Annotated in this window: 8 protein-coding genes; 6 read left to right on the top strand and 2 right to left on the bottom strand. The window is 49.2% G+C overall.

All coding sequences use genetic code 11. From position 1 onward, the window contains the following. The 5 genes from ACJMM9_RS07295 to ACJMM9_RS07275 form a co-directional block, all read left to right on the top strand. Positions 1 to 877: S1 RNA-binding domain-containing protein (locus tag ACJMM9_RS07295; protein WP_405325210.1), on the top strand; the 877-nt coding region annotated here is incomplete at its 5' end. Between the two features lie 172 nt (positions 878 to 1,049). Further along, positions 1,050 to 2,756, top strand: a complete 1,707-nt coding sequence (locus tag ACJMM9_RS07290) for an HD domain-containing phosphohydrolase (RefSeq protein WP_405325207.1) — start codon at positions 1,050 to 1,052, stop codon at positions 2,754 to 2,756. A 23-nt stretch (positions 2,757 to 2,779) separates the two neighbouring features. Further along, entirely contained in the window at positions 2,780 to 4,525 is a 1,746-nt protein-coding gene (locus ACJMM9_RS07285; RefSeq protein WP_405325204.1) for an HD domain-containing phosphohydrolase, read from the top strand. 58 nt (positions 4,526 to 4,583) lie between these two features. Then, a complete protein-coding gene (ispG, locus tag ACJMM9_RS07280) occupies positions 4,584 to 6,323 on the top strand; it encodes a (E)-4-hydroxy-3-methylbut-2-enyl-diphosphate synthase (RefSeq protein ID WP_405325201.1) in 1,740 nt (579 codons plus the stop codon). 133 nt (positions 6,324 to 6,456) lie between these two features. Next, the gene (locus ACJMM9_RS07275) at positions 6,457 to 7,623 is read left to right on the top strand and encodes a phosphoglycerate dehydrogenase (protein ID WP_173465265.1); all 1,167 of its coding nucleotides are present in this window, start codon (positions 6,457 to 6,459) and stop codon (positions 7,621 to 7,623) included. Positions 7,624 to 7,740: 117 nt separating this feature from the next. On the opposite strand, the gene ACJMM9_RS07270 is transcribed toward ACJMM9_RS07275, so the two are convergent. Further along, a complete protein-coding gene (locus ACJMM9_RS07270; RefSeq protein WP_405325198.1) occupies positions 7,741 to 9,510 on the bottom strand; it encodes an AMP-dependent synthetase/ligase in 1,770 nt (589 codons plus the stop codon). Positions 9,511 to 9,577: 67 nt separating this feature from the next. Between ACJMM9_RS07270 and ACJMM9_RS07265 the strand changes: the two genes are divergently transcribed. After that, on the top strand, positions 9,578 to 9,904 hold the full coding sequence (locus ACJMM9_RS07265; protein WP_405325195.1) for a hypothetical protein: 327 nt from the start codon (positions 9,578 to 9,580) through the stop codon (positions 9,902 to 9,904). A 151-nt stretch (positions 9,905 to 10,055) separates the two neighbouring features. Here ACJMM9_RS07265 and serS read toward each other — a convergent pair whose 3' ends face one another. Then, positions 10,056 to 11,342 (bottom strand): serine--tRNA ligase, encoded by a 1,287-nt coding sequence (gene serS, locus ACJMM9_RS07260; protein ID WP_073442886.1) that lies wholly within the window; start codon positions 11,340 to 11,342, stop codon positions 10,056 to 10,058. Positions 11,343 to 11,364: the final 22 nt, after the last annotated feature.

The following is an 11,364-nucleotide window of genomic DNA, read 5'->3' as shown; positions in this document are numbered from 1 at the left end:
GGAATCCAACGGTTCTTCTTCCATGGCCTCTGTTTGCGGTGGCTGCCTCAGCTTGATGGACGCTGGCGTTCCTATCAAGGCTCCGGTTGCAGGTATCGCCATGGGCCTCATCTCCGAAAAGGGTTCCGTCAAGGAAGGCGGCAAGATCAAGATCTTGACCGACATTACCGGTACGGAAGACCACCTCGGCGATATGGACTTCAAGGTGACGGGTACTGCTGAAGGTATCACGGCATTCCAGATGGACATCAAGATCCGCGGTATCACCCCGGAACTCATGCGCGAAGCTTTGGAACAGGCTCGTCAGGGCCGTATCCACATCCTCGGTAAGATGGCTGAACTTGGCCTTGCTGCCCCGCGTCCGCACGTTTCTGAAAAGGCCCCGACGATGCTCAAGATGCGCATCCCGACCACGAAGATCCGTGACGTTATCGGTTCTGGTGGCTCTGTCATCAAGGGCATGCAGGCTCAGACGGGCTGCACCATTAACATTGACGACAACGGCAATATCGACATCGCCGCCCCGACAGGTAAGGCTGGTGAAGTTTGCCGCCGCATGATCGAAGAACTCACTGCAGAACCGGAACCGGGCCGCAAGTACAAGGGCAAGGTGAAGACGATCCAGCCGTTTGGCGCATTCGTCGAAATCCTCCCGGGCCGTGACGGTCTCGTCCACATCTCTGAACTTGCCGACCGCCGTGTCGATAAGGTCGAAGACGTGGTTCATGTCGGTGACGAAGTCGAAGTGCTCTGCCTCGGTGTTGACCCGAAGGGCAAGGTGAAGCTTTCTATGAAGGCTTTGCTCCCTCCGAAGGCCGCCCCGGCTGCTGAAGCTGCTCCGGAAGCACCTGCTGCCGAAGCTCCGGCTGAAGCATAGTCCTGGATGAGTTCAATTAGACTATCTAAAGGAAACGCATGGTTATGACCATGCGTTTTCTTTTTTATATTTGCAATTGTACACTTTTGCGAGTGGAACTTTTTTAGGAGGCGGATGTTCCTTCTTGCAAAAATAGATTAGCTTTATAAACGGTTCTATACCGGTTGTGGATATGGGTTATATCTATTTAACATTGATGTTTGTTTTGTCCGCTGTCAACCTGGCAGTACTTTCTCTGCGTTTTCAGAATCAGCGGAACATTTACATTTACTACTCCTTCTACGCGATTCTTGTCGCGAATTTTGGCCATTGGCTGCTTGGATTTTCTGAAACGGTTGAAGGCGCGATTATTGCCAATAAGGTGAACTACCTCGGAGGGTCGTTCCTCCCGATGTTCATGTTCTTTGCTCTCCTGAAAATATGCAAGATGAGCATTCCGAAGTGGCTGCACTTGACGCTTATCTTGATGAGCTTTACTATTTGTGCACTGGCTATGACGGTCGGGTATTTCCCGGCGTATTACAAGACGGTGGAGTATGTGGTTCAGGCTGGGGTCGGCAACTATGTGGCGACTTATGGCTGGGCGCATAGCTTGTTCAATGCGTTCCTGGTGAGCTATGTTATTCTGGATATATGGGTCATTATCCGTGCGATTTTGCATCAGAAAATGGTTTCTCTCAAGAACATTATTGCAATGATCATTGGCGAAATCGCGACGATTCTTTCGTTCTTCCTGGCTCGTTTCTTGGAAAGCGACATGATGATTATGCCGCTTATCTATGTGATTGACCAGGTCCTCTTGCTCTACATTTGTAACAATGTAAAATGGTACGATATTACGGAATGCGTTATTGAGTCCATTGAAACAGAAAGTTCGTGCGCCTATTTCTCTTTTTTGGTCGATGGCGCGTATTTGGGGGCAAACCGGATTGCAATGAACTTTTTCCCTGAACTTGTCAAAATGAGAGTTGACGCTCATTTGAAAGGTGAAACAGAATTGCAGCAGCACATTATGTCCTGGATTGAAAAGTACAGAAAATCCAAGATCTTGACGGATTATTGCCAGATGACCGAGTTCAATTATTCCGGGCGCCATTACAAGTGCGAAGTGAAGGTCCTGAGGCAAGTGCATGGAAAGAATGTGTTCTTGTTCAGGATCGAAGACAATACGCAGGAACAGCGCTACATTGATGCTCTTGGCCGCAGCAATTCCATGTTGCAGAAGAACATGGTAAAGACTGAAAATGAAAAACTTTCAGTGCAGGAAAAATGGATTGTCGGCATGGCGCAAATGGCGGAAAGCCGCGCTGGGAACATGGAAGGTCACATCAAGCGTACAAGCGAGGTCGTAAAGATTCTTGTTTCGATGATGCGCAAAAAAGGATTTGATAATTTGTCGGATAAGTTCCTGGATGTATTGATTGCCGCAGCTCCGATGTATGATCTGGGTAAGGTGGCGATTGACGATGCTGTGCTACGCAAGCCAGGACGCTTCAATGTCGATGATCGTGAAATTATGAAGACCCATGCGGAGAAGGGGGCTAACATTATTGAAAAGCTCCTTTCTGACGTGAAGGACAATTATTTTGTCAATGTTGCCAAGAATATGGCGCTTTACCATCATGAACGCTGGGACGGTACGGGTTATCCGGAACAGCGCTCGGGAGATAATATTCCGATGGAAGCGCGCATCATGGCTCTTGCCGATGTTTATGACGCTTTGGTGAGTAAGCGTTGCTACAAGGAACGTATGTCGTTTAGGGAAGCCCGCGATGTAATTGTTGCGTCAATGGGTAAACAGTTTGATCCGCGTTTGAAAGATTGCTTCTTGGAATGCCAGGACCAGCTGATGGATTATTACTGTTCTGTAGATCACTAGTTAAACTTGTTCGGGAAAGTGGTATGTTTGTTATCTATTACTTGATTGCTATGTGCGTCTTTTCGGGGATAAACGCCTGCCTGCTTTCTGTCTTTTACCGTAGGCCGTTGAATACCTATTTTACGGCGTTTTTCTTTTCGATTGTCCTTGCCGATTTTGGCTACTTGTTTCTCGCTCTTTCGACGACCATTGAAGGGGCTATTGTTGCTAACAAAGTGTGCTATCTGGGGGCGTGTTTCCTGCCGCTTTTCTTGTTCCTCTTGATTTGCCGCCTTTGCTCTTTTGAATTGTCGAGGTGGATCAAGCTATTTTTGTTCCTGTATAGCGCACTTGTATTTGGGCTTTCGTGCACGGTTGGCTTTAGCGATGTCTTCTATGAATCTGTAAGATACGTTGTACTGAACGGCTTTGGCAGCTATATGCCAACGTACGGTCCTGGGCATGTCTTGTGGAATATCCTGCTGTATTTCTACATGCTGGCCAATGTGGTTGTCATTATCATTGCTGCAAAGAAAAAACGCAATGTTAGTTATAAGACTTTGATCGCTATTGCTGCGTTGGCGTTCGTTTCCATCGGTGCTTTTATTTTGGCGCGCAATATGGAAAACGATACCCTGCTCATGCCGCTTGTGTACTTGATTGATGAACTGGTCTTGCTCTATGTCTGTGCCCTGGTAAAGATGCACGATGTTATGAACAGTGTACTGGAATCTCTTGAAGCTGAAAATACGGCTGCATATTTGGCGTTTTCTCCGAAGGGCTTGTATTTGGGTTGCAATGATATTGCAAGCCGCTATTTCCCGGAACTGTTGGATTGCCGTGTGGACCATGATTTGCCCCAGGATGCTGAAATTGCGGATGTCTTTAAGGAAGGCATGACTCAGCTGAAAGATTCTAGCGGAGATAAAGTTTACCGTTTCTCGTATAAAGAACGTTACTTCAAGGCGGTTATGCGCAATGTGCATCAGAATAAGAAATTGCAGATATGCTTATTCCGTATTGAAGATGAAACCAATATCCAGCGCTATATTGAACGCCTGGACGCAAACAACACAGAACTTGCTGCTCTTATCAAGAACAATAAGGATCAGATTCGCTTGTTCCAGAACCAGATGCTTGTGGGAATGGCTGAAATGGTCAATAACAAGGATGGTTTTACAGGGGCACACCTCAAGCGTACAAAGGAAGTGGTGAGTATTCTTGTTGCGAAAATGCAGAAGGATCCGAATCTCAATTACTCGAAAGAATTTTACGACGATATGATTGCGGCGGCGCCTATGCATGATATTGGTAAAATTGCCATTGATGATAAGGTCCTTTGCAAGCCTGGTAAGTTTACAGAAGAAGAGTATGCCGAGATGAAAACGCATGCTGAAAAAGGGGCTATCATTATCAAGAACCTGCTTTCGAATTTCCAGAGCGAACTGTTTGTGGAAATTGCGAAAAACATGGCTGGTGGACATCACGAACGTTGGGATGGCAGTGGATACCCGTATGGGCTGAAGGGCGAGGCAATTCCGCTCGAAGCCCGCGTGATGGCGATTGCGGATGTGTATGACGCCCTTGTGAGCAAGAGGTGTTACAAGGAAGCGTTCTCTTTTGGGGATGCTTACGATATTATTGACAAGTCCATGGGTAAGCATTTTGATCCGAGTTTGAAGAAGTATTTTGAACAGAGCCGAGAAGAGCTGGAAGAGTTCTACCGAAAGGAATGTGAAGCCGAAAGAGCTGAGGCGGAGAAAGCTTCTGCGGAAAGCCCTGCGAATTAGGTCTGTACGCTTTATGTAATTGTTGCTAAATGGCTCCCTATTTTACTAAATTTGAGCCATGCTAGATTTTACTACACTTCCGTATGTTGATGACCGTTTTAAGGCGGTTCGCAGGGAAACTGTTCAAGTTCGCGTAGGCGACGCTTTGATAGGGGGCAATGCCCCCATTTTAGTTCAATCCATGACGACGACCAAGCCGAAGGATGTCGAAAAGACGGTGGCGGAAACGCTTGCGCTTGCCAAGGTCGGTTGCGGTCTGGTGCGCATTACGGCGCCTACGTTCGCCGATGCCGCTGGACTTGAAGAAGTCATGAAGCGTGTGCGCGCTGCCGGTTGCAAGGTCCCTGTTTCTGCCGATATCCACTTCCAGCCGAAGGCTGCTTTCGAAGCGCTCAAGTGGGTGGAAAAGGTCCGCATCAATCCGGGTAACTTTGTAGATACTGGTATTTTGACGCTTGACCAGCAGACGGACAAGTCTTTTGATGAAGGAAAGGAAAAGGTTGCCGAAGCCTTCACTCCGTTTGTGCAAGAAGCGAAGCGCCTTGGCCGTGCTATCCGCATTGGCGTGAACCACGGTTCCTTGAGCGCCCGTATGATTTATCGCTATGGCGACACCGTGGAAGGCATGGTGGAAAGCGCCATCGAATATTTGGCTGTTTGCGAAGCCGAACATTTTGACCAGGTGGTCTTGAGCCTCAAGTCGAGCAATCCGCGTGTGGCCATTTCTGCTTACCGCTTGCTTGCCGCTCGCTTGAAGCAGGAACACTTTAAGCCGTATCCGTTCCATGTGGGCGTAACGGAAGCGGGTGCCGGTTCCGACGGACGTTTGAAGTCTGCGGCTGGCATTGGTGCGCTTTTGCTCGATGGCCTTGCCGATACGATTCGCGTGTCCTTGACTGAAGATCCGGTGGCAGAAGTTCCGGTGGCGCAGGAACTCATCAAGGCTTGCGAACTTAAGACCGATGTGCCGAAGTTTGCGGTGCCGGTTCTGGAAAAGGATCCGTACCACTACGAACGCAGGGAAACGGTCCCGGTGACGCTTGCTGGCGTAAAGATTGGCGGTTCGGAACCGGTGCGCGTCGGCATGAAGGCTGACGCTGTGAGCCTCACGGGTGAACGCCGCAATGCAGAATTTGCTTTGCCGGGTCTTGATGCTAAGCCGGTTGTTGAATTTAAGGATACGATGGATATCGCAGGCTTTGCTGCAAATCCGAACTCCGTGCCGGAAGGTTCGCTCTTCTGCTATACGGGACCTGAAATGGTGATGGGCGTACGTGCTCTCGCTTCGGCTTTGTATGCCGCAAACCGCAAGGATCCGATTCTCCTTTATGCAAAGATTACAGATAGTGAAAAGGATACACTCCGTGTATCTGCCGATATCGGAAGCCTTGTGACGGATGGCCTTGGCGATGCCGTCGTGATTGACGGTTACAAGAGTCCGAAGGATTCTGTGATTCTCGCATTCGACATTTTGCAGGCTGCTTATTGCCGCCGTAGCAAGACGAACTTTATCAGCTGCCCGAGCTGCGGTCGTACGCTTTACGACATCCAGCAGGTGATGGGCAAGATCAAGGCCCGCTTTGGACACCTCTCGGACATTTCCATTGGCATCATGGGCTGCATCGTGAATGGCCCTGGTGAAATGGCTGATGCTGACTTCGGCTATGTGGGCGGTGGCCCGGGCCGTATTACGCTTTTCGAAGGCAAGACAGCCGTCAAGAAGAACATCCCTGAAGAGGACGCCATCGAAGAATTGGTGAACCTCATCAAGGAACGTGGTCGCTGGCAGGAACCTTGATGAGACGAAAGAACGCCGCTATGCGGTTACAGACGAAAGACGAGAGAATTTCTTTTGAACAATCTTTCGTCTCTCGTCTACCAGCGAAGCGGTCTCTCGTCTAAGATTTTTAACTTAAACAAAGGAATGAAAAATGGCAACTATTAAGACAATGAACAACATTTCCAAGAAAGGCTTGGGCTTGTTTGGCCCGTTCTACCAGGTTTCCGATGCTATCGAAAATCCGGATGCTATCTTGGTGCGTTCTGCTCAGGTTGATACGGATAACTTCAATGGCCTTTTGGCTGTCGCTCGCGCTGGTGCTGGCGTGAACAACATCACGATTGACAAGGCTTCTGCAAAGGGCATTTGCGTGTTCAACACTCCGGGTGCAAACGCAAACGCTGTTGCTGAACTCGTGATGACCGTGCTCGGCATGGCTGTCCGTAATGCTGACAAGGCTGCTGCTTGGGTCAAGGGTCTCGACGTGAATGATCCGGACCTCGCAAAGACTGTCGAAAGCGGCAAGAAGAAGTTTGCTGGTATGGAACTTGCCGGCAAGACTCTCGGTGTTGTTGGCCTCGGCAAGATCGGTGTTCTCGTTGCTAACTATGCCCGTTGGAAGAACATGCGCGTGATCGCTTACGAACCGTATCCGAACGCAAACAACATGCATGAACTTTCTAACAAGGTCGAAATTGCTGATCTCGACACCGTGATTGCAAATTCTGACTTCCTCACGGTTCACGTCCCGTTCATCAAGGGCGTTACCGAAAACCTCCTCAACCGCAAGAACCTCGCTCAGTTCAAGGGTTCCTACATCATGAACTTTGCTCGTGGTGGCATCGTTGAAATGGATCCGGTGAACGAAATGCTCGCTTCTGGTTCCCTCCAGGGCTACCTCTGCGACTTCCCGACCGCAGATCTCATCAAGAACGACAAGGTCACTTGCTTCCCGCACCTCGGCGCTTCTACCGAAGAAGCCGAAGAAAACTGCGCAGTCATGGCTGTTGAAGAATTGAAGGACTACATCGAATACGGTTGCGTCCGCAATTCCGTGAACTTCCCGGCTCTCGTCGATCATCCGCATGCTGGCATCAAGAGCCGCGTGGTCGTGATCAACCAGGACGTTCCGAACATGATTTCTGAAATCACGAAGGTGTTCGGTGCAGAAGGCATCAACATTGCATCTTTCAGCAACAAGAGCAATGGCAAGATCGGTTACAACCTCGTTGACGTCGAAAGCAAGGTCGATGATTCCATCGTCGAAAAGCTCTCCAAGCTCGACAAGGTCATCAAGGTCCGCGTGATCCATTTTTAGACGAAAGAACGGACCTGCGGTCCTACAGACTAGAGACGAAAGAATAATAGTGGTGCTTCGCATGGACTCAAAGAAAAAATCTTTCGTCTTTCGTCTACCAGCGAAGCGGTCTCTCGTCTAATTGTACATCTTTTCAATTTGTTCGGCGTATCGTTTTTCAGCAACGGTGCGCCGAATTTTTAATGTGGGGGTCAAGAGACCCGATTCAATCGTGAGTTCGTCACCGACCAGAGTCCACTTGCGAATTTGTTCCCAATGGTTCAACTTTTCGTTGACATGTTCGATGTGGCGATTGATGGCATCGCGGACAAGCGGTGACTTTAGCGCATTTTCTACATCGTAATCTTCGTTTTGCGGCTTGAGCATGCGGCGGGCGCCTACGGGGTTCAGCCAAATAATTGCAGACACAAATTTGCGATCGTTTGCAATGACAAGCGCTTGCTCGACAAGCGGGTGACGGATGATTTCGAGTTCGATGGGGTTGGGACTGACGTATTTGCCGGTACTCGTCTTGAGGAGTTCTTTGATGCGACCTGTAAAATAAAGGAATCCGTCTTCGTCAAAATAGCCTTGGTCTCCAGAACGGTAAAATCCGTCATCTGTGAATATGTTGGCGTTTAAGTCGGGGCGGTTGTGGTATCCTTTAAAGACACTTTCGCCTCGGACTTGGATCTCGCTACATTTCCCGATTCGCACTTCGAGGTGGGGCAGAGGCTTGCCTATGGAGCCGGGCTTTATCGCTTGTTTGCAGTTTGCAGAAACGACGGGGGAGCATTCTGTCATGCCGTAGCCTTCAAAGACGGGAAGCCCGATGTTCAAAAGGAATCGCAAAATAGATTTGTTGAGAGAACTGCTGCCCGAAATGATCATGCGGAAATTGCCACCGACGGCTTCACGCATTTTCTTATAGACGAGCTTATTGAATATCCAGTAAAGAGGGTCGAAACGCTTGTTGGGTTCTTTGATTTTTGCAATTTTGATAGCGTGTTTTATTAGGAATCTTTTGATTCCTTTGGCGCGATCGGTTGCGGTTGTCATGCTCTCGTAAAGGCGCTCGAGAATGCGCGGGACCACGATCATGATGGTCGGTCGAACTTCACGCAAAATGTGTGAAAGATTCTTGGGATTGTCGCCAAAGTAAATGGTGACGCCGCTGAGCGTGTAAAAATAGACCGCCATGCGCTCGAGAACATGAGCGACCGGGAGAATTGTAAGGCATGAATCTTTTTTTGTATCAAACCTGAACATCGGGGCGATGTTTTGAATTTGTACTAACATGTTTCTGTGGGTAAGTTCCACGCCTTTAGGCCGACCTGTAGAACCGCTTGTGTAAATTATGCTAAAAATATCATCTGGCTGAATGTCTTTAATATTCTTTTTGATCCATTCCGACTGATTCTTGTCTGCAAGAAGTTTGGATCCTTTTTCCAGAAGGTCTTCCCAATAAATTCCATTGGCCGGGAGGAATGAATCGTTGTCGATGCAGATGATTTTTGAAAAAGACGGGAGCAAGTCGTAAAGAGGCTCTTCAAGTTCTTCAAAGGAATTGATAATCAGGATCTTGATATTGGCATCGTGACTTTGGTATTCAAAGTTCTCAGAAGAAATGTTTGGAAAAAGCGGAACGACGTGAGCGCGATTTATTTGTATGGCTATGTCTGCGATAATCCAGTTTGGAGAACTTGGGGCGATGATGCCGACGCTTTCTTTTTCTTTTAAACCGAGCGATTTTAAGGCAAGTGCGAGAGCCTTGGTGTTTTGCTTGAGAGTTCCTTTGGAATAATGAATCCACTCACCGTTTTTACGGTGATACCATCCTTTAAAAGCGGCTCTGTCGCAGTTCGCAAAGAACAAAGACGGCAGAGATGTGAATTCCAAAGACTCCATGCTTTTAAAATAACATTCTATTTTGCAATAGCTCAAATTTTTTGAAAAATTTCAGTATATTAGAGATATGTTGAAAAAATTAAGCGATTACGAAGACGAACTTTTGAAAATGGTTGAGGCGGGGAACTCCTTGACGGCGGAGCAGCTCTTGTCGGTCCGGACGCACATCGGCTTTTTTCAGCATGAGCGCCTGGTTCACGAACTCGTGATGATTCTGTTTGCGCTTTTGACCGTTGGCGGAATTTTATTCTTGGTCGTTGTGCCGGAAATATCGGTGCTTGCGCTGGATGTGCTGTTTTTTGCGCTTTTGGTGCCGTACGTAAAGCATTACTACGGGCTTGAAAACGGAGTGCAGAGGCTGTACGATGTGTACGAGAAACTTGAAAAGTTATAGGAAAAGGCGACCCCGGCACCCCGGAACATGTCCGGGGCAAGCTCAGGCCGGGGTGACAGTTCAGGGAAAATGAAAAAAAGCAAGTCCATGGGAACTTGCTTTTTGAAATTTAATGGATCCTGCCGCTAAGCGTCAGGATGACGAAGCCAAATTACTTCTTCGGGGTAATGAATTCCAAACCACCCATGTACGGACGGAGGACTTCAGGAATCTTGAGCGAGCCGTCTTTCTGCTGGTAGTTGTCGCAGATGCCGACCATCACGCGCGGAGTGGCGAGGCCAGAGCCGTTAAGCGTGTGGAGGTAGACGTTCTTGCCGTTGACCTTTGTCTTGATGTTGGCGCGACGTGCCTGGTAGTCTTCGAAGTTCGAGCAGGAGCTGACTTCGAGCCACTTCTTTTCGACCGGAGCGTAAACTTCGAGATCGTAGCACTTGGCTGCACCGAAACCGAGGTCGCCCTTGCAGAGGGCAAGGCGGTGGTAGGGGAGGCCGAGCTTTTCGAGGAGTTTTTCACCGAAGCGGGTGAGTTCTTCGTGGTCTTCGTAGCTGTGTTCCGGATGAGCGAAGTAGACCATTTCAACCTTGTTGAACTGGTGCAAGCGCAGCAGACCGCGGGTGTCCTTGCCGTAGCTACCAGCTTCGCGGCGGAAGCAAGCGGAGTAGGCGCAGATGCGCTTCGGAAGTTCAGATTCCGGAATCACTTCGCCAGAGTAGAGGTTCGTGAGCGGGACTTCTGCAGTCGGGATGAGGAAGAGGTCGTCATCCTTGTCGCAGCGGTACATGTCTTCTTCGAACTTCGGAAGCTGACCCGTGCCGCGCATGGTGTTGCGGGTGACGAGGTACGGCGGAGTGAATTCTTCGAAGCCTGCCTTCTGGTGTTCGTCGAGGAAGAACTGGATGAGGGCGCGTTCGAGGCGAGAGCCGAGACCGCGGTAAACCGGGAAGCCGCTGCCAGAAATCTTTGCGCCACGTTCAAAGTCAAAGATGCCGAGACGTTCGCCGAGCGTCTTGTGGTCCACGCGGGCGAAGTCATCGTTCTTGGTGTAGTAGTCAAACGGAATCGGGCCGTCTTTTTCAACAACGTTGTCCGAACTGTCCTTGCCTTCCGGAGAACGCGGAGCGATGTTCGGAACGTGCATGAGCATTTCAGTCTGCTTGTAGTCGAGTTCCTTGAGCTTCTTGTCGAGTTCGTCGATCTTGTTGCCGAGTTCGCGAGTGGCGGCCTGGGCTTCGTCTGCGTTTTCGCCCTTCTTCTTGAGTTCGCCAATGCGCTTGGACTGGGCGTTACGTTCGCTCTTGAGGCGTTCGACTTCGGTGAGGAGCGGGCGGCGTTCGTTATCGACGGCGAGCACGTCACGAAGGCTTACGGTCGTATATTTCTTTTCGGTTTCAGCAATGTAGTATTCCGGATTTTCGCGGATTTTCTTAATGTCAAGCATCTTATGCCTCTGTTGAAAATAT

This window comes from Fibrobacter sp., from assembly GCF_045112255.1.
GTDB lineage: Bacteria > Fibrobacterota > Fibrobacteria > Fibrobacterales > Fibrobacteraceae > Fibrobacter.
This window is presented reverse-complemented; position numbering and strand designations above follow the sequence as displayed.

What these genes read in the sequence shown, in the direction of transcription:
- ACJMM9_RS07290 (WP_405325207.1), top strand. Translation starts at nt 1,050, where the DNA reads ATGGGTTATATCTATTTAACATTGATGTTTGTTTTGTCCGCTGTCAAC.
- ACJMM9_RS07285 (WP_405325204.1), top strand. Translation starts at nt 2,780, where the DNA reads ATGTTTGTTATCTATTACTTGATTGCTATGTGCGTCTTTTCGGGGATA.
- ispG (WP_405325201.1), top strand. Translation starts at nt 4,584, where the DNA reads ATGCTAGATTTTACTACACTTCCGTATGTTGATGACCGTTTTAAGGCG.
- ACJMM9_RS07275 (WP_173465265.1), top strand. Translation starts at nt 6,457, where the DNA reads ATGGCAACTATTAAGACAATGAACAACATTTCCAAGAAAGGCTTGGGC.
- ACJMM9_RS07270 (WP_405325198.1), bottom strand. Translation starts at nt 9,510, where the DNA reads ATGGAGTCTTTGGAATTCACATCTCTGCCGTCTTTGTTCTTTGCGAAC.
- ACJMM9_RS07265 (WP_405325195.1), top strand. Translation starts at nt 9,578, where the DNA reads ATGTTGAAAAAATTAAGCGATTACGAAGACGAACTTTTGAAAATGGTT.
- serS (WP_073442886.1), bottom strand. Translation starts at nt 11,342, where the DNA reads ATGCTTGACATTAAGAAAATCCGCGAAAATCCGGAATACTACATTGCT.